This is a genomic window from Pseudomonas putida (genome assembly GCF_009883635.2).
In the GTDB taxonomy this organism is placed as follows: Bacteria; Pseudomonadota; Gammaproteobacteria; order Pseudomonadales; family Pseudomonadaceae; genus Aquipseudomonas; species Aquipseudomonas putida_W.
Genome location: NZ_CP026115.2, coordinates 4,179,041 through 4,196,126 on the forward strand (window position 1 = coordinate 4,179,041; position 17,086 = coordinate 4,196,126).

19 protein-coding genes and 1 tRNA gene are annotated in these 17,086 nt (G+C 63.6%); 7 read left to right on the forward strand and 13 right to left on the reverse strand.

Annotation, left to right across the window (positions count from 1 at the left end; all coding sequences use genetic code 11):
- Positions 1 to 222: 222 nt before the first annotated feature.
- Positions 223 to 957 carry an amidotransferase gene (locus C2H86_RS19060; protein WP_110638271.1) on the forward strand — a complete coding sequence of 245 codons (735 nt, stop codon included), beginning with the start codon at positions 223 to 225 and terminating at the stop codon, positions 955 to 957.
- A 33-nt stretch (positions 958 to 990) separates the two neighbouring features.
- Here C2H86_RS19060 and C2H86_RS19065 read toward each other — a convergent pair whose 3' ends face one another.
- The 3 genes from C2H86_RS19065 to C2H86_RS19075 form a co-directional block, all read right to left on the reverse strand.
- The gene (locus C2H86_RS19065; protein ID WP_110638272.1) at positions 991 to 1,962 is read right to left on the reverse strand and encodes a magnesium and cobalt transport protein CorA; all 972 of its coding nucleotides are present in this window, start codon (positions 1,960 to 1,962) and stop codon (positions 991 to 993) included.
- Positions 1,963 to 2,057: 95 nt separating this feature from the next.
- Entirely contained in the window at positions 2,058 to 2,777 is a 720-nt protein-coding gene (locus C2H86_RS19070; protein ID WP_159409355.1) for a lysophospholipid acyltransferase family protein, read from the reverse strand.
- Between the two features lie 81 nt (positions 2,778 to 2,858).
- Positions 2,859 to 3,548 carry a crotonase/enoyl-CoA hydratase family protein gene (locus C2H86_RS19075; RefSeq protein ID WP_159409356.1) on the reverse strand — a complete coding sequence of 230 codons (690 nt, stop codon included), beginning with the start codon at positions 3,546 to 3,548 and terminating at the stop codon, positions 2,859 to 2,861.
- A 199-nt stretch (positions 3,549 to 3,747) separates the two neighbouring features.
- Here C2H86_RS19075 and C2H86_RS19080 point away from each other — a divergent pair.
- A tRNA-Ser gene (locus C2H86_RS19080) sits at positions 3,748 to 3,837 on the forward strand.
- Positions 3,838 to 3,913: 76 nt separating this feature from the next.
- On the opposite strand, the gene C2H86_RS19085 is transcribed toward C2H86_RS19080, so the two are convergent.
- The 4 genes from C2H86_RS19085 to C2H86_RS19100 form a co-directional block, all read right to left on the reverse strand.
- The gene (locus C2H86_RS19085; protein WP_159409357.1) at positions 3,914 to 6,052 is read right to left on the reverse strand and encodes a TonB-dependent siderophore receptor; all 2,139 of its coding nucleotides are present in this window, start codon (positions 6,050 to 6,052) and stop codon (positions 3,914 to 3,916) included.
- Positions 6,053 to 6,170: 118 nt separating this feature from the next.
- Entirely contained in the window at positions 6,171 to 6,551 is a 381-nt protein-coding gene (locus tag C2H86_RS19090) for a hypothetical protein (protein WP_159409358.1), read from the reverse strand.
- 119 nt (positions 6,552 to 6,670) lie between these two features.
- On the reverse strand, positions 6,671 to 7,852 hold the full coding sequence (locus C2H86_RS19095; RefSeq protein WP_159409359.1) for an MFS transporter: 1,182 nt from the start codon (positions 7,850 to 7,852) through the stop codon (positions 6,671 to 6,673).
- A 329-nt stretch (positions 7,853 to 8,181) separates the two neighbouring features.
- Complete coding sequence (locus C2H86_RS19100) at positions 8,182 to 8,931, reverse strand: 3-oxoacyl-ACP reductase family protein (protein WP_159409360.1); 750 nt, start codon at positions 8,929 to 8,931, stop codon at positions 8,182 to 8,184.
- A gap of 117 nt (positions 8,932 to 9,048) precedes the next feature.
- Here C2H86_RS19100 and C2H86_RS19105 point away from each other — a divergent pair, with 117 nt between their 5' ends.
- Complete coding sequence (locus C2H86_RS19105) at positions 9,049 to 9,981, forward strand: LysR family transcriptional regulator (RefSeq protein WP_159409361.1); 933 nt, start codon at positions 9,049 to 9,051, stop codon at positions 9,979 to 9,981.
- 117 nt (positions 9,982 to 10,098) lie between these two features.
- Here the strand turns inward: C2H86_RS19105 and C2H86_RS19110 are convergent, their stop codons facing one another.
- On the reverse strand, positions 10,099 to 10,569 hold the full coding sequence (locus C2H86_RS19110) for a GreA/GreB family elongation factor (protein ID WP_159409362.1): 471 nt from the start codon (positions 10,567 to 10,569) through the stop codon (positions 10,099 to 10,101).
- A 2-nt stretch (positions 10,570 to 10,571) separates the two neighbouring features.
- A complete protein-coding gene (locus tag C2H86_RS19115; protein WP_159409363.1) occupies positions 10,572 to 10,970 on the reverse strand; it encodes a hypothetical protein in 399 nt (132 codons plus the stop codon).
- A gap of 131 nt (positions 10,971 to 11,101) precedes the next feature.
- Here C2H86_RS19115 and earP point away from each other — a divergent pair, with 131 nt between their 5' ends.
- Positions 11,102 to 12,235, forward strand: a complete 1,134-nt coding sequence (earP, locus tag C2H86_RS19120; RefSeq protein WP_159409364.1) for an elongation factor P maturation arginine rhamnosyltransferase EarP — start codon at positions 11,102 to 11,104, stop codon at positions 12,233 to 12,235.
- A 48-nt stretch (positions 12,236 to 12,283) separates the two neighbouring features.
- A complete protein-coding gene (gene efp, locus C2H86_RS19125; protein WP_013971530.1) occupies positions 12,284 to 12,853 on the forward strand; it encodes an elongation factor P in 570 nt (189 codons plus the stop codon).
- Positions 12,854 to 12,909: 56 nt separating this feature from the next.
- On the opposite strand, the gene C2H86_RS19130 is transcribed toward efp, so the two are convergent.
- The 3 genes from C2H86_RS19130 to C2H86_RS19140 form a co-directional block, all read right to left on the reverse strand.
- Positions 12,910 to 13,338 (reverse strand): organic hydroperoxide resistance protein, encoded by a 429-nt coding sequence (locus C2H86_RS19130; protein WP_027596038.1) that lies wholly within the window; start codon positions 13,336 to 13,338, stop codon positions 12,910 to 12,912.
- Between the two features lie 141 nt (positions 13,339 to 13,479).
- Positions 13,480 to 13,935, reverse strand: coding sequence for a MarR family winged helix-turn-helix transcriptional regulator (locus C2H86_RS19135; protein ID WP_027919493.1), 456 nt, complete (start codon positions 13,933 to 13,935; stop codon positions 13,480 to 13,482).
- Positions 13,936 to 13,990: 55 nt separating this feature from the next.
- On the reverse strand, positions 13,991 to 14,947 hold the full coding sequence (locus C2H86_RS19140; RefSeq protein WP_159409365.1) for a LysR family transcriptional regulator: 957 nt from the start codon (positions 14,945 to 14,947) through the stop codon (positions 13,991 to 13,993).
- Between the two features lie 113 nt (positions 14,948 to 15,060).
- Between C2H86_RS19140 and C2H86_RS19145 the strand changes: the two genes are divergently transcribed.
- Positions 15,061 to 15,810 carry a sulfite exporter TauE/SafE family protein gene (locus tag C2H86_RS19145; protein ID WP_152958053.1) on the forward strand — a complete coding sequence of 250 codons (750 nt, stop codon included), beginning with the start codon at positions 15,061 to 15,063 and terminating at the stop codon, positions 15,808 to 15,810.
- Between the two features lie 3 nt (positions 15,811 to 15,813).
- On the opposite strand, the gene C2H86_RS19150 is transcribed toward C2H86_RS19145, so the two are convergent.
- Positions 15,814 to 16,665, reverse strand: a complete 852-nt coding sequence (locus tag C2H86_RS19150; RefSeq protein WP_159409366.1) for a LysR substrate-binding domain-containing protein — start codon at positions 16,663 to 16,665, stop codon at positions 15,814 to 15,816.
- 96 nt (positions 16,666 to 16,761) lie between these two features.
- On the opposite strand from C2H86_RS19150, the gene C2H86_RS19155 reads away from it, so the two are divergent.
- Positions 16,762 to 16,980, forward strand: a complete 219-nt coding sequence (locus C2H86_RS19155; RefSeq protein WP_159409367.1) for a DUF1127 domain-containing protein — start codon at positions 16,762 to 16,764, stop codon at positions 16,978 to 16,980.
- Positions 16,981 to 17,086: the final 106 nt, after the last annotated feature.

A 17,086-nucleotide genomic window follows, 5' to 3' on the forward strand; every position in this document is an offset into this window, starting at 1 on the left:
CATTATTGAGAACCCTTTGTTCTAAAAAGCTGTTCCGCAAATTTCGATTGGCTATGAGGCCAGTGGCCATAGCGCTGGGTAGCTCTGCCTAGACAGCCGCGTATCCACTTGCGGTTCCCCGACAAAATGTGACCGTTCGTCAGTGCAGCCTACTTGCTTGTACGTGGCTTTCGCGTCAGTCTCTACAACAGATTCCCACCCATGTCGTTCAGGACTATCCCTATGTCGTTACGCATCTGCATCCTTGAAACCGATGTCCTGCGACCGGAGTTGACCGCGCAGTACCAGGGCTACGGAAGGATGTTCGAGCAGCTCTTCTCGCGTCAGCCGATCGCAGCCGAGTTTCGTGTGTACAACGTGATGAACGGCGACTACCCGCCCGACGGCGATCGCTTCGATGCCTACCTGGTAACGGGCAGCAAGGCCGATTCATTCGGTAGCGATCCCTGGATCCAGACGCTCAAGGCCTATCTGCTCAAGCTCTACGAGCGTGGCGAGAAACTGCTGGGCGTGTGTTTCGGTCATCAACTGCTGGCGCTGACCTTGGGCGGCAAGGCGGAGCGCGCCGACAAGGGCTGGGGCGTGGGCGTTCACCGCTACTCGCTGGCGGCGCATGCGCCGTGGATGGACCCGGAAGTGTCCGAGCTGACCTTGCTGATCAGCCACCAGGACCAGGTCACCGAGCTGCCCGAAGGCGCCACGGTGATTGCCTCCAGCGACTTCTGCCCGAATGCGGCATACCACATCCGTGACCAGGTGCTGTGCTTCCAGGGGCACCCGGAGTTCGTCCATGACTACTCCCGCGCGCTGCTCGATGCGCGTCAGGAGTATCTGGGGGACGAGGTGTACCACAAGGCCATTGCCAGCCTGGCCACCGAGCACCAGGGTGACCTGGTGGGCGAGTGGATGATGCGCTTCATCCAGCAGCCGGCCAAGGCCAGCGACAGCGCTGCCTGATCAATCGCCGGGCCGCAAAGCGGCCCCGGCATTCTAAAGCCAGCCAGATTTCTTGAAGCTGGCAAACAGCCCCGTACACCCCAGCACGATCACGCCCAATACCCCGAAGTAGCCATAGTGCCACCCCAGTTCCGGCATGTTCTGGAAGTTCATCCCGTAGATCCCAGCAATCGCCGTGGGGAAGGCGAGGATCGCCGCCCAGGCGGCAAACTTGCGTTGCACGATGCTCTGCCGTGAAGACTCCAGCAGCATGCCGATCTCGATGGTCTGGCTGGCGATGTCGCGAATCCCCGCCAGGTCCTCCATCTGCCGCGTCACGTGGATCTGCACATCTCGAAAGTACGGGCGCATGTTCTTGTCGATGAACGGGAAGCTCAGGCGCTGAAGTTCTTCGCTGACTTCCACCATCGGCGCCACGTAGCGGCGCAGGCGCAGGATGTCGCGGCGCAGGCTGTGCAGGCGCTGGATGTCCTCTTCCTGCAGCGTGGTACTCAGCACGCTCTGTTCCAGTTCCTCGATCTCGCCATGAATGGCCTCGCTGACCGGCTGGTAGTTCTCGGTGACGAAGTCGAGCAGGGCATACAGCACGAAGTCTTCGCCATGTTCGAGCAGCAGTGGGCGTGCCTCGCAGCGCTGGCGCACCAGGGCGTAGGATTTCGAGTGGCCGTTACGGCAGGTGATAATGTAGCCGTTGCCGGCGAAGATGTGGGTTTCGATGAACTCCAGCTTGCCTTCGTGGCGTACCGGCGAGTAGGTGACGATGAACAGCGCATCGCCGAAGGTTTCCAGCTTGGGCCGGCTGTGCTTCTCCAGCGCATCCTCGATGGCCAGTTCGTGCAGGTTGAACTGGCACTGCAGGTTGGCCAGCTCCTCGGCGTTGGGCTCTTCCAGGCCGATCCACACGAAGTGCCCCGGCTTGCGCGCCCACTCGCTGCCTTCGTCGATATTGATATTGGTGACCTTTCTGCCGGCGGCATACACCGCCGATGCCACGACTCGACCCATGGTTATCCACTTGTTCGGTTGCACACGGGTTACAGCTTGGGCTGTAGTTGGCCGTAGAGCAACTGTAGGAGCGAGCGTGCTCGCGATGAAGCGGACTAGGTCTTTTTCAGTTCACCTTCCATATGGTCGATGCATTGCTGCATCTGGGTACGGCACTGTTCGATCAATGCCGGCACATCCTGCTGGCTGAGGCCGATGGTGGCGATCGGTGGCAGTGAACGGATGATCACGGTTCGCCGCCGCCAGCTGTTCAGGCTCAGGCGTCGGGCATAACGGCTGACGCACACCGGCACGATCGGTACACCGGCCTCCACAGCCATGTGAAACGCACCTTTCTTGAACGCCAGCAGCTGTTCTTCGGGGTTGCGCGTGCCTTCCGGGAAAATCCATATCGAGGTGTCGTCGCGCAGGATGCGCGTGGTGGTCTGCATGGCCTTGCGCGCCTGGTAGGCGTTCTTGCGGTCGATCAGCACGTTGCCACCCAGCCAGAACAGCTGGCCGAACAGCGGAATCCAGCCGAGGCTCTTCTTGCCGATGGCGACGGTGCGTTGCGGCACCACATGGCCGAGGATGAACAGGTCGTAGTTGGACTGGTGATTGGCGACGATCACGCAGCCGGGTGGCTGGTCCCACAGCGGGCCGACTTCGGCCTTGACCCTGATACGCATCAGCCAGGTGGCCGGCACGCTGTAGAGGCGGGCGAAGAGGCGGCTGTTGTCGCGGTTGAAGGGGCGCAGCAGGCCGATCAGCAGGCCGAGGGCGCCCGCCAGCAAGAAGTGCAGCCCCAGCAGGAGCATGCGAAGGGAGTAAAGCATGGTACGACTCACACCAGACAGTCGCGGCGCAGTGTACGGCTGTGCACTGGCCGGGGCAAACCTTGGTGTGAGCCGGTGCGATCAGCCCATGTGGCCCTGATCGAGCAGAATCGCCTCGTCCAGGGTATCCAGCAGCGCCTTGCGCACTTTCAGCTTGGTGTTCTTGTGCGCCAGCATGTTCAGCTTCTTAAGCTCACGGGCAACGCCCTGGGCGACTTCAAGCAACTGCTCTGCTGGCACCACCTTGTCGAGGAAGCCGGCATCCAGTGCGTCCTTTGGCTCGAACATCTCGGCATTGATCACCGAGCGGTGGAAGGCCGAGCGGCGCAGGCGGTCGCGGGCCAGTTCGATACCGGCGTGGTGCATGGTCATGCCGATCTGCACTTCATTCAGGCCGATCTTGTACGGGCCTTCTACGCCGATGCGGTAATCCGCCGACAGCAGCAGGAAGGCACCCTTGGCCACGGCGTGGCCGGGGCAGGCGACGATCACCGGGTACGGGTGAGACAGCAGGCGGCGGGCCAGGGTGGAGCCAGCGGTAACCAGGGCGACGGCTTCTTTGGGGCCGGAGGTCATCACTTTGAGGTCGTAACCCCCGGAGAGGATGCCCGGCTGGCCGGTGATGATCACCACGGCACGCTCCTGCGTGGCGCGGTCGAGGGCGGCATTGAAGGCCGCGATGACGTCCGGCGAGATGGCGTTGACCTTGCCGTTGTTCAGGGTCAGGGTGGCGATGCCGTCTTCGGCGTGGTAGGTAATCAGCTCGCTCATTGCAGGATCCTTTGGGTGACGTGGCGCTGACGTTACCCAGCGCCGAAGGCCAGGTAAAGCAGCAAGGCTGACTGGTCGGTCAGCGTTTATTGGTCCCTCCATGCAAATACATGAAAAATTTGAAAAAAATGCTTGCCAAAGAAAAGCTCTTCTACTAAATTAGCGCGCCTCGACGGGGTGAAAGCCTTGAAGAGAAAACGGTGAAGTGTCCGAGTGGTCGAAGGAGCACGCCTGGAAAGTGTGTATACGAGAAATCGTATCAAGGGTTCAAATCCCTTCTTCACCGCCACATTCTGCGAAAGCCCCCGAGCTGAAAAGTTCGGGGGCTTTTTGCATTCTGGGGCCACTGCGCGGCCCCATGGGTATCAGAAAGAAACCGAAGCCGACAACCGCGCCGTCCGCGGCGCCCCCTGGAACAGGTAGTTGTCGCCCAGGTAATCCCCCACATCACGCCAGTAGCGCTTGTCGAAAACGTTATCCACCGTCAGCCGCAGCACGGTGTCATAGCCACCGAGCTGCGTGCGGTAGCGGCTGCCGATGTCGAACACGGTGTAACCACCCACCTCGACATTGCCCGGCTGGCTCGCATACTTGCTGGCGCTGTAGCGCGCCCCGCCGAGCAAGGCCAGGCCGGGTACCGGCAGGCTGTACTCGGCATGCAGGGCGGCGCGCAGCCGCGGTACGTTGATCGCCTGATGGCCCTCATAGGCATCGGTGCCGCTGTCCTGCACCCGAGCGCGAATCGCTGCGGCGCTCGCCTGAAGCTGCAGGTTCGAGGTTGCCCAACCGCTGGCGCCCAGTTCCAGGCCGATGTTCTTCTGCTGGCCCTGCTGCACGTAGGTGAAGCTGCCGTCGCCTTCCGGGCGTGCGTACTGGTACGCCTGGCGGATCTGAAACAGCGCAGCGCTGAAGCTCATGCCTTGCCAGTCACGCTTGATACCAAGCTCCAATTGGTGGGAGAGGGTAGGGGCAAGAATCTCGGCCGCGTTGCTGGCGTACCAGGGGGCTGTGCCGCCCGCCGACAACCCCTTGGCGTAGCTGGCGTACACCGTGGTGTCGGGGCGTGGTTTGTAGATCAGCGCGGCATTGGGCAGCAGCTGGTTTTGCCGGGTATGGCGCCCGGCCACGCCGTTCTCGTCCCAGGTTTTCTCGTCCAGGCGCACTTCGCGGGCGCCAAGTATGGTCTGCCATTGCTCGTTGAAGCTGATGCGATCGCTGACGAACAGGCCGTACTGGCGGCTGTCGAGGCGCTTTTCGCTGGCGCCGACCGGCTTGTCCGACGGCGCCACGGCCGGCGCGCCGGTATAGATGTTGCCGCTGCCGACCAGCTCGTTGTAATACGGGCGCTGGTCGAGCGTGCGGCGTTGGACGCTGCTGCCCACGGTCAGGTCGTGCTGCACACCCAGTGCGTCAAAATGGCCGTTGAGCATGGCCTGGGCTTCATCGGTGCGGCGGGTGTCGTCAGGGCTGCGGAAGTCGTAGATGTCGTAGTCGCCCTCGGGGCTGAAATGCGACTGCCAGCCGCCCTCGCTGCCCCAGGCGAACGCACTGTAGTCGTCGATCACCACCTTGCTGCGCGACGCACTCAGGGTGCCGGTCCAGGCCTCGTTGAAGCGGTACTCGAAGCGCCCGCCCAGGTTCAGCGAATCGTTCTGCACAGGCTTGGCCCAGTGCTGGTAGGCCAGGCGGTCGCTCGGGTCGATAGCGTGGGGCAGTGCGCTGCCGCCCAGCAGCTGATAGCCCGGTACCGACCGCTGTTCGCGGTGCTGGTACTCGGCATCGAGCTGCAAGGTAGCATCGGGGTTGATCTGCCAGTCGAAGGCCAGCGAGGCGAAGTCGCGCTTGCCGTCGGCATGGTCGACGTAGGAGCGGATGTCCTCGTGGGCGAGGTTGGCGCGCAGGCCGAACTGCCGCTCACTGCCGAACCAGCCGCCGAGGTCGGTAGCCAGGTAGCGCTCGCCTTGGGCGTTGGTCGAAACCGTCACGCTGCGCACGTCGGCGGCGCGCTTGGTCACGTAGTTGATCAGCCCGCCCGGCTCCGACACACCACTCTGCAGCCCGGACAGGCCCTTGAGCAGCTCGACCTGCTGCTTGTTCTCCAGCGCCACGTTCTGCTCGCCAGTGATGGTCTGGCCGTTGATGCGGTAACTGCTGGCGGCGTTGAGTTCGAAACCGCGCACGTTGAAGTTTTCGTAGTAACCGATCGGGGCATAGCTTTCGCCAACCGAGGCGTCGCTTTGCAGCACTTCGCTGAGCAGGCGGACCTGGCGGTCTTCCAGCAGTTGCTGGCTGAACACGCTGACCGAGGCCGGGGTGTCGAGCAGGGGGGCGGGCTGGAAGCCGCCGACCGAGGCCTCGCGCACCTGGTAGCCCTCATCGCCGTAGGTGTCGGATACCTGCACCGGGGCCAATTCCAGGCTGTCTTCGGCCAGGCCATGGGGGGTGTGCAGGGCCAGACCCAGGCTGAGCAGGCTCAGGGGCAGGTGAGGGCGAAGCAGGGGCATGCAGGGGGCGTCCTTGGGGCGAAGACCGCGCAGGCCTCTTCGCGGGTAAACCCGCGAAAGGGCCGGAACAGGCGGAAAAAAGGGCCGCTATCTTAGCAGGCCCAAGCCCCGCAGGGGCTCAATCGGCGGTTGCCGGGCGGCGATGCTGGCGCCAGGTGTCGTCGATCTTCGACCAGGTCTTGCCGTCGGTAATGGCCATCAGCTTGCGGCCATCCTTGAAGGTGGCCAGGAAGGTGGCTTCTTCCTCCTTGCCGCCCAGCCAGAGCCCGGCCAGCAGGCCCACCGGGCCGGCCACCAGCGCCCCGGCCACGCCCCAGCCGAGGGCAGTACCCAGGCTGCGGCTGGACTCCAGGCTGGCCAGGCGCAGGTCAGCGATACGGGCCAGTGAAATTCGCTCGCCGGGTGAAGGGCTGCGCGGGGTCTTGAGTGTGAGCGATCCATTGCGAAACTCGCCTTCACCTTGCAAGAAATCGCCGGATTGCACCGTGAGTCTTGTCATTGATTCATCCTGTCAGTGAAAGGTCCTTGACCAGCGCCTACTGAGCGCCGCCGGGGCAGGCAAGTCAACGGCCAGGCGACGGAGGGTAATGCGGTGGGTTGTCGCGCTCGGTGATGGCTTCAGGCTAGCTGCGCGGCTGCCTTGCGCTGCGCCAGGCCCCATACCACCAGGGCCAGCGTGCCGATTACCAGGCCTGCCACCACGATGCCCATCCACCCTTGCCGCTGGAACAGCTGCGTGCCCAGCAACGAGCCTAGCGCACCGCCGATGAAGTAACAGGTGATGTACCCGGCATTCAGTCGCGTACGGGCTTCAGGTCGCAAGGCGATCACCGCATTCTGGTTGCTGACGTGCACCAGCTGCACGGCCAGGTCCAGGACCAGCACGCCCACCAGCAAGGCCAGCAGCGAGCTTTCGGCAAAGCCCAGCGGGACCCACGACAACAGCAATGCCACCAGGCCAACCGTGGTGCCCAGCGAGCCTTTGCCACGGTCGGCCAGGCGCCCGGCCCAGTTGGCCGCCAGTGCACCGGCCGCACCGGCCAGGCCGAACAGGCCGATGGTCGCGTCGGAGTAGTGGTAGGGCTGGCGTGCCAGCAGGAACGCCAGCGGTGTCCAGAACAGCGCGAACAGGCTGAACGCCAGGAGGCCGAGCAGCGAGCGCAGGCGCAGCACCGGCTCTTCGATGAACAGGCGGAACACCGAGCCGATCAGCGCCGGGTACTTCAGGCCGGCATGGCTGTTGTGTTGCGGCAGGTTGCGGTACAGCGCCAGTGCCGCGAGCGCCATCAGCACGGCGGCCAGCACGTAGATGCTGCGCCAGCCGCCCAGCTCGGCCATGAAACCGGCTGCGGTACGCGCCAGCAGGATGCCCAGCAGCAGCCCGCTCATCAATGTGCCCACGGCGCGACCGCGCTGATGCGGCTCGCTGAGGGTGGCGGCCATCGGCACGAGGATCTGCGCCACCACCGAGAACAGGCCGGTGAGCGCGGTGCCGAGCAGCAACCAGGGCAGGCTCGGGGCGCAGGCGCTGATGACCAGGCCCAGGGTGGAAATGGCCGTCATCACCACGATCAGCCGGCGCTGTTCAAACAGGTCGCCCAGCGGCGCCAGCAGCAGCAGGCCGGCGCCATAGCTCAGTTGCGCGGCGATGACGATGCTACCGGCGCTGGCAGTACTCAGGCCGAACTGTTGCGCAATGCTGTGCAGCAGCGGTTGGGCGTAGTAATTGCTGGCCACGGCCAGGCCGGTGGCGGTGGCCATCAGCAGGATCAGGGCGCGGCTCAGGGAGGGGGATTTCATGAGGGTCTCGTTGGGTGCTGGAGGTGTTCGTCGGTGATTTTGCGGAGCCTGTAAGATCGAGCGCCGCCCGCGCGGCGCATCGCGAGCTTTGCTCGCTCCTACGTTTGTTTCGGGCCACTAACGCCTGGGGCAGACGCGCGCGACCGCCTTGTTGGTACGACGCGATATTGCGCCATGCGCCAAGGCGTTCGCGCGCAAATCCCACAGGAATAATTGGCCGGAAACAAACGTAGGAGCGAGCGCAGCTCGCGATGCGCCGCGCGGGCGGCGCTCGATCTTCGCGCCAGCATACAACTCAAGCCGTGCACGTTGCCGCCTTTATACAACCCTCAAGCCGCAAACCCACCATCGGCCAACAAGCTGGCCCCGGTGATGTAACCCGCCTCGGGCCCCGCGAGGTAGGCCACGAAGCTGGCAATTTCATCCGCCTGCCCATACCGCCCGATTGCCATCAGCGGAATCAGGCTTTCGGCAAACTCGCCACTGGCCGGGTTCATGTCGGTATCCACCGGCCCTGGTTGCACGTTGTTCACGGTAATCCCCTGCGGCCCCAGATCACGGGCCATGCCCTTGGTCAGGCCAACCAGCGCTGACTTGCTCATGGCATACGGGGCGCCACCGGCAAACGGCATGCGTTCGGCATTGGTGCTGCCGATGTTGATGATGCGCCCGCCTTGGCCCATGTAGCGGGCAGCGGCCTGGCTGGCGACGAACACGCTGCGCACGTTGACCGCGAGGGTGCGGTCGAAGTCCGCCAGGTCGAACTCGGCCAGCGGCGCAACCGCCAGCACGCCGGCGTTGTTGACCAGGATATCGAGGCGACCGAACGCCTTCACGGTGTCGTCTATCGCCAGTTGCAGCGCGGCGGCGTCGGCGCTGTCGGCGCGCAGCGCCAGGGCCTGGCCACCAGCGGCCTTGACCTCTTCGGCCAGTGCTTCGGCGGGGCCGGCAGAGCTGACGTAGGTGAAGGCTACCTGTGCACCTTCACGGGCCAGGCGCCGCACGATGGCTGCGCCGATACCGCGCGAGCCGCCTTGGACGAAGGCGACTTTGCCTTCGAGGGTAAGTTGCTTGGACATGCTGATCTCCTGCTGGAAGCAAGGCCGGATGCCTTGGATGGACGCAGTATCGACCGATGATTACCTGCTGATAAGATGGCAATCACTATCAGCAGAGTAAACCTTTGGTTGGTAATCATGGCCATGGAGTCTTTCAACGCCCTCGAGTGCTTTATCCGAAGCGCCGAGGTGGGCAGTTTCGCCGAAGCGGCCCGGCGCCTGAGCATCACCCCGGCGGCGGTGGGCAAGCACGTTGCCCAATTGGAGGCGCGCCTCGGGGTGCGGCTGTTCCAGCGTAGTACGCGCAAGCTGACCTTGACCGAGGCGGGGCAGCGTTTTCTGGGCGAGGTGAGCGACAGTTTTCGCACCATCCAGTACGCCGTGGCCAACTTGGCCAGCGCCGAGGGCCAGCCGGCCGGGTTGCTGCGGGTGAGCATGGGCACGGTGTTCGGGCGATTGTATGTGTTGCCGCTACTCGGCGAATTTCTGCGCCGCTACCCGGCGATCACCCCGGACTGGCATTTCGACAACCGCCAGGTCGACCTGATCGGCCAGGGTTTCGATGCGGCCATTGGCGGTGGTTTCGAGCTGCCGCTGGGTGTTGTGGCGCGCAAGCTGACGCCCGCGCATCGGGTGCTGGTCGCTGCGCCTGCATACTTGAACCGGCATGCCGCTATCGACAGGCCTGAGGTGCTGCAGCGCCACGACGGGATTCTGATCCGTTCCCCACAGACCGGGCGGGTACGCTCCTGGCCCTTGACCAGCCGTTGGCAGGAACAGCAGCCGTTGCTGTTGCGCCAGGCGATGACCATGAGCGATTCGGATGCGGCCTGCGCGGTGGCGCAGCAGGGGTTGGGGATCGCCCTGGTGAGCCTGCCGTTCGCGGCGCCTTACCTGGAGGCCGGGCAGTTGCAGCGGGTGTTGCCGGACTGGTATGTGGACGATGGGCATATCAGCTTGTATTACGCCGAGCACAAGCTGCTGCCGGGCAAGACCCGGGCGTTCATCGACTTTGTAGTGGAGCAGTTTGCCGAGCGGGGGCTGGCGACTCGTTTCGATGCCTTGGCCTAGCAGGTGTGTCGCCTGTGCCGGCCTCTTCGCGGGGCAAGCCCGCTCCTACAGGTAACGCATAATGTCCAGAATTGCGGAAAACCTGTGGGAGCGGGCTTGCCCCGCGAAGGGGCCCTGTCAGGCAACATGGATGATGTAGAAGAGCTGCGTGCCAAGGCTTACTTCGTCATCGACTTTTTTGCCCACCAGTTGCTGTCCTAATGGCGAACGCGGGGTAATCACAGTCACCAACTCATCCTCTTCGCCAATTTTCAACCCTGCGGCCTCAGGCCCAAGGAACAGCAAGCGCTGCACTCCATCCTCATCCTCCAAAGTCACCAGATTGCTCACCTGCACCCCTCGCGCCGGGTCATACTCGCGCAGCAGCAACTGCTGGTAAGTCAGCAACGCCTGGCGAATCTCGGCCGTGCGCCGCGCCTGCCCGGTGGCCAGATACGACGCCTCGAGCCCCAGCGTGTCGTACTTGTTCTCGGCGATGTTCTCTTCGGCAGTAGCCGCCTCGTAGGCGGTCTGCGCTGCACGGCGCAACACCTCCATGTCGGTTTCCAGGGCCGCGACGATGCGCGTGAGCAGTGTGGCCTTGTCCATGGTCAGTAGCAGAACTCCAGTACGTTGGCCTGACTCTTGTCGGTTGGCGCGTTGCGGTTCTGCGACAGCCAGAACTGGCACTTGGGGCTGTTGAGGTTGCGCGGGTTGCCTTGGGCGGCCTCGGCGGCCTGCTGCACTTCCTGCTTGTGCAGGATGTCCTTGTAGCGCTCGAACATCTCGCTTTGCGCGTCCACCGGCTGAGCGGGTGTCGCTGCCGGCGCCGGCTTGCTGTAGGCAGGTGCCACTGCCTGGGCCACGGGTTCCACCTGTTCTGGCCACAGCTGCAGGGCCAGCCACAGGCTCAGGGCGATCGCCACGGCGCCGAGCCACAGGCCAAAGGCCACGCAGAAAATCAGTTGCAGCGGTTTGAGGGTGATCTTCAGTTCACGGTGGCGGGGCATGGCGGCCTCCTGGCAGGGCGGGCGAAGGGGCCATTGTCGCATGGCGCTGGCGCTTTTTTCCGTGCGATGCTTTTGTCGGCGACAATTTATCCGCAGAATTCGCGGTTTTTGCGCAGGGCGAGGCAGGGCACATGAAAACCACCTGGGACATTTTCTGCAGCGTCGTCGACAACTATGGCGATATCGGCGTGACCTGGCGCCTGGCCCGGCAGCTGGTGGCCGAGCACGACCTGGCGGTGCGCCTGTGGGTGGACGACCTGAATGCCTTCGTGCCGCTGTGCCCCGGTGCCGATGCCAGTGCCGCGCAGCAATGGCAGCAAGGCGTCGACGTGCGTTTGTGGCCTGCCGACTGGCAGCCCGCAGAGCCTGCCGACGTGGTAATTGGTGCGTTTGCCTGCCAGTTGCCGCCAGCTTACGTCGAAGCGATGCGCGCACGCACGGCGCCGGTGCTGTGGCTGAACCTCGAATACCTCAGCGCCGAGGACTGGGTCGAAGGCTGCCATGGCTTGCCATCGCCACAACCCAATGGCCTGCGCAAAGTGTTTTTCTTCCCGGGCTTCACCGACAAGACCGGCGGGCTGTTGCGCGAGGCCAGCCTGCTGCCGCGCCGGCAGGCCTTCGAGCAGTCGGCCGAAGCGCGTTTGGCATTCCTCCAGGGCCTGGGCGTGCAAGTGCAGCCCAGTGCACTGCTGATGTCGCTGTTCGCCTATGAAAACGGGCAGCTGGGCCGTTGGCTCGATGCGCTGGCCGAGGATGCCGAGCCGGTTCACCTGCTGGTCCCGCAAGGGCGCATTCTCGGTGACCTGGGCGCCTGGCTGGGTGAGCAACAGTTGCAGCCCGGCGATGTGCACCAGCGCGGCACGTTGACCGTGCAAGTTCTGCCGTTCGTCAGCCAGGACGATTATGACCGCCTGCTGTGGAGCTGCGATTTCAACGCGGTGCGGGGGGAAGATTCGTTCGTGCGCGCCCAATGGGCCGGCCGGCCGATGCTGTGGCACATCTATGTGCAGGACGAAAATGCCCACTGGGAAAAACTCGAAGCCTTCCTCGCGCATTATCGACAGGGCTTGTCGGACGCTGCCGACGAGGCGCTGATGGCATTGTGGCGTGCCTGGAACATGGACCGCGACATGCACGCGGCCTGGCAAGGCGCCCGCAAACATTGGGCGGAACTGCAGCAGCACGCTGTTGATTGGGCCGTGAGTCAGGCCGCTCGGCCGGACCTTGCCAAGGCGCTGGTACAGTTTTACCGAAATTGGCTATGATATGCGGCCTCGATTTTTATAAATCCATCCAGATTCGGATACTTCGTAATGAAAACTGGTAAAGAACTGAAACCCGGTACCGTACTGCGGATCGACAACGACCCGTGGCTGGTTCAGAAAGCCGAGTTCACCAAGTCGGGTCGCAACAGCGCGATCATGAAAACCAAGCTGAAAAACCTGCTGACCGGCTACAAGACCGAAACCGTCTACGGTGCAGACGACAAGCTGGACGACGTGATCCTGGATCGCAAAGAAGCGACCCTGTCGTTCATCAACGGTGATGAATACACCTTCATGGACACCACCGACTACACTATGTACGAGCTGAACGCCGAGGACATCGAAGCCGTTCTGCCGTACATCGAAGAAGGCATGGAAGACGTCTGCGAAGCCGTGTTCTTCGAAGGCCGTCTGGTATCGGTTGAACTGCCGACCACCATCAGCCGTCAGGTTGTCTACACCGAGAACGCTGCTCGCGGCGACACCTCGGGCAAGGTCATGAAGCCTGCCAAGCTGAAGAACGGTACCGAGATCTCGGTTGCCGACTTCATCCAGATCGACGAGTGGATCGACATCGACACTCGCGACAACAGCTTCAAAGGCCGCTCCAAGAAGTAATCCTTCTTGCGAAACGCAAAAACCCGGCCTTGGCCGGGTTTTTTTACGCCTGTGATCTACACGGTCACATGCAAACGCACATCCACATTGCCGCGGGTGGCGTTGGAGTATGGGCACACCTTGTGGGCCTTTTCCACCAGCCCTTCGGCATCTGCCTGGGCCAGGCCTGGCAGGTTGATGTGCAGGTCGATGTCCAGGCCGAAACCACCAGGAATCTGCCCGATACCGACGTTGGCGGTGATCGAGGCATCCGCAGGCAGGGCTTTTTTCTCCTGGCCGGCCACGAACTTCAGGGCGCCGATGAAGCAGGCCGAGTAGCCGGCGGCGAACATCTGCTCAGGGTTGGTGCCGTCACCACCGGCGCCGCCGAGTTCCTTGGGAGTGCTCAGCTTGACTTCCAGCTTGCCGTCGCTGGAGCGGGATTTGCCGTCGCGACCGCCGGTGGAGGTGGCTTCTGCGATGTACAGCGGAGTGACCTTTTGCATCTTGAGCCTCACTAGTGTGCTGTGCGCCCCTGGTCATCAGGTGGCGTCGGGTGGGTACGGGACTTAAATTAGCGCGCAATTAGTTAGCGCGCAAGATAAATCTTCACCGCTCATCCGAACGGGCATCACACAGCGTAGCTGTCAGAGGTTTTTTTGCAGGCTGTCGCGCAGCTCCAGCAGGTCAGCCTGCAGCTGTTGCAGGCGTTCGAGGCTGCGGCCGCTGGCCTTGAGGATGCACTGCGGCACTTCCCGGGCCTGTTGCTGCAAGGCGCGGCCTTTGTCGGTGAGCTGCACCAGTACCACCCGCTCATCCTCGCGGCTGCGGTTGCGCTGCAGCAGGCCTTCGCTCTCCAGGCGCTTGAGCAGGGGTGTGAGCGAGCCGGGGTCGGTCAGCAGGTGCTGGCTGATTTCGCCTACGGTCAGGCCGTCCTGCTCCCACAGCACGAGCATGGCCAGGTACTGCGGGTAGGTCAGGCCCAGCGCTTGCAGCAGGGGCTTGTAGACCTTGGTCATCAGCAACGAGGTGGAGTGCAGGGCGAAGCAGACCTGGTTGTCCAGCAGCAGCTCGTCACAGGAAGCTTGGGTGTTGGCGTTCATGCAGGTCCTTGAATGTCATCAATGGAGAAATCTAGCACGCTGAAGGTTGGGGCGCTTACTGCCAGCGCAGTTCACTGCGCAGTGCCAGGTCCCAGGGGGGAACCGGGCTGAAGCGGCTCTTGAGGAATTCGAGCAGCAAACGGCTGCGAGAGTTCGTTTCATGTTCAAGGCGCAGTGCATAAATGCCACTGGTTTCGGCTTCAGGCAGGCCGTTGTCGCAGAACAGCGGCAGCAGTTCGCCGCGCAGCAGGTAGTCGCTGATCAGCCAGGTCGGCAAGTGGGCGATGCCGAGGCCGGCGAGGGCGCCGAACAACAGGGTCTCGGCGTTGTTGGCGGCCATGCGCATGCGCGCCGGGCGGTACAGGCGCATCTGCCCGTCGACCGCGAAGCGCCAGGCGAACGGCGGTGCCAGGCCGTCCCAGTCGAGGCCGTCGTGGCTGGGCAATTCGCTGGGGCAGCTGGGCATGCCGCGGCTGGCCAGGTAGGCAGGGCTGGCGCAGGCGATGCGTACCATGTGTGCCAGCTTGGTGGCGACCAGGCGGGTGTCGGCCAGGGGGCCGGCGCGCAGTACCAGGTCGACCTCGCCCAGATGGCTGCCATGCAGGTCGACGAAACTGTCGATCAAGCGCAATTGCACATCCAGGCCCGGATAGGCCACCAGGAAGTCGGCGATTGCTGGCGCCAGGTGACGGCGGCCGAAGGCGGCCGGGGCGTCGATGCGGATCAGCCCCTCGGGGGCATTGCTCAACGATACCGCCTCGGCACGGGCCAGGCGCAGTTCCTCAATAATGCGCCGGGCGCGCTCGGCGAAGGCGTTGCCCGCCGGGGTGGCGCGTACGGCATGGGTGCTGCGGGTGAACAGGCGGCTGCCCACGGCGCTTTCCAGGTTGTCGATGCGCCGGGCCACGGCGGACGGAGTAAGTGGATGGCGGCGGGCGGCGGCGGAGAAACTGCCGCTCTCCAGTACATCGAGAAACAGGCTCAGCTGGTCAGTCAGGGTATCAGGGCTCATGATCATTCCGCTTGTGCAAGAAACGCACAGCCATTGTGCGTTGCTATGCGTTTCCCCGCCAGAGCGCAATCGTTAGCATGCTGGCATTCCAAACACAGGCGGATGAGGCCCTGATGATCGAGTGGTTGTTGTATATCGTGCTGGGTGCCGGCCTGGGCACCATGGGTGGGTTGTTCGGTATTGGCGGCGGCCTGATCGCCATCCCGGCATTGGGCGTGCTGTTCGGTCTCGATCAGCAGTTGGCCCAGGGCACTGCCTTGGTGATGGTGGTGCCGAACGTGCTGCTGGCGCTGTGGCGCTATCACCAGCGCAACCGCATCGAGCTGCGCCATGCCGTGCCGCTGTCGCTGTGCAGCTTCCTGTTCGCCTGGCTGGGGTCGATCTGGGCGGTGGGTATCGATGCCCACTCGATGCGCCTGGGTTTTGTTGGCTTTCTGGTGGCGCTGGCGATCTGGAACGTGGCGCGGATGTTCCTCAAGGTCTCGCCGCCCAGTGCCGAGCTGCGCTATGCCTGGCCCTGGTTAGGCGTGCTGGGCAGTTTTGCCGGGACCATGGGCGGCCTGTTCGGCGTGGGTGGGGCGGTGGTGGCCACGCCGATCCTGACCAGTGTGTTCGGCACCACCCAGGTGGTGGCCCAGGGATTGTCGCTGGCGCTGGCGGCGCCGAGTACCTTGGTGACCCTGGTGACCTATGGGGTGCACCACAGCGTGGACTGGAGCGTGGGCATTCCATTGGCGGTCGGTGGGCTGCTGAGCATCAGCTGGGGGGTGAAACTGGCCCATGCACTGCCAGAAAAAGTATTGCGGGCGATGTTCTGTGTGTTCCTGGTGGTGTGCGCGGTGATGCTGGGCTTCGAGCTGTAAGCGTCACAGGAACCCTTCGACGATGTAGTCGGCCATGCAGTCGGTGATCGGCGACTGGCCCTGGCTGTTGCGCAGCAGCATCACGTTTGCCAGTGGTAACTGCGGCAACCCATCGTGCTCGCCGAGGATGCGGATGTTGCCACCGACCAGGCTCTGCAACTGCGCTGTCACCGCCAGCCCGGCGGTGACGATGGCAAAGATCGCCGCCAGGCTGGGGCTGGTGTAGGCGATGCGGTAGTCGATGCCCTGGGCCTCCAGGGCATTGCAGGTCCAGGCGCGGCAGAAGCAGTCGGTGTTGAACAACGCCAACGGCATCGGGCGCTGCTCCTGCGGGCAGAAGCCTTCAGCCGCTGCCCACACCAGGCGCTCCTGGCGCAGCAGCTGGCCCACCTCGTTGCCCGGCTCGCGGGTGACAATGGTCAGGTCCAGGTCCTGGCGCAGCATCAGTTGCTTGGACGAGTCGCAATGCACCTCCACCTGCACCAGTGGGTAGGCCTGGGCGAAGCTGGAGAGGATGGTCGGCAGAAAGCGCATGGCGTAGTCATCCGGCGTGCCGATGCGCACCAGCCCGACCATGTGCGGCATGCGCAGGGTGTTGAACACCTCGCCATGCAGCTTGAGGATGCGCCGGGCATAGCCAAGCAGCACCTGGCCCTCGGCGGTAAGCCGGACCTGGCGGCCGTCGCGCTCGAACAGCTGGCGCTGCAGGATGTCTTCCTCCAGGCGTTTCATCTGCATGCTCACCGCTGACTGGGTGCGGTTGACCACTTCGCCTGCGCGGGTGAAGCCGCCTTGCTCGGCGATGGCGACGAAGGTGCGCAGCACGTCGGCATCGAGGCTCTGGTACTGGGACATTGCATCAATCTCCGAGATGCATGGCATCAGAAACATTCGTTGGATTGATCTTAAGCCTGGGCAGAGACTGGAGCCATCAACACGGAGGGCTTCACGATGAAAGGTCATGTCAGCAGCATCCAGCAACCTGCCTTTTCCTTGAACCACCTGTGGCATGTGGCCCTGGGCCGCCCGGCCCGGTGGCTGCAGCTGTACCGCCAGCGCCAGGAACTGGCCAGCCTGAGTGATGCGACCCTGCATGACCTGGGCTTGAGCCGGGCGGATATCCAGCAAGAGGCCGAGCGGCATTTCTGGGATGATCCGCTGCGTAAATGAGCTAAGTTTGTCGGTGGGTCTACCGGCCTCATCGCGGCTAAAGCCGCTCCTACAGGGGACGCGGTAGCCTGTAGGAGCGGCTTTAGCCGCGATGAGGCCGGTAGAC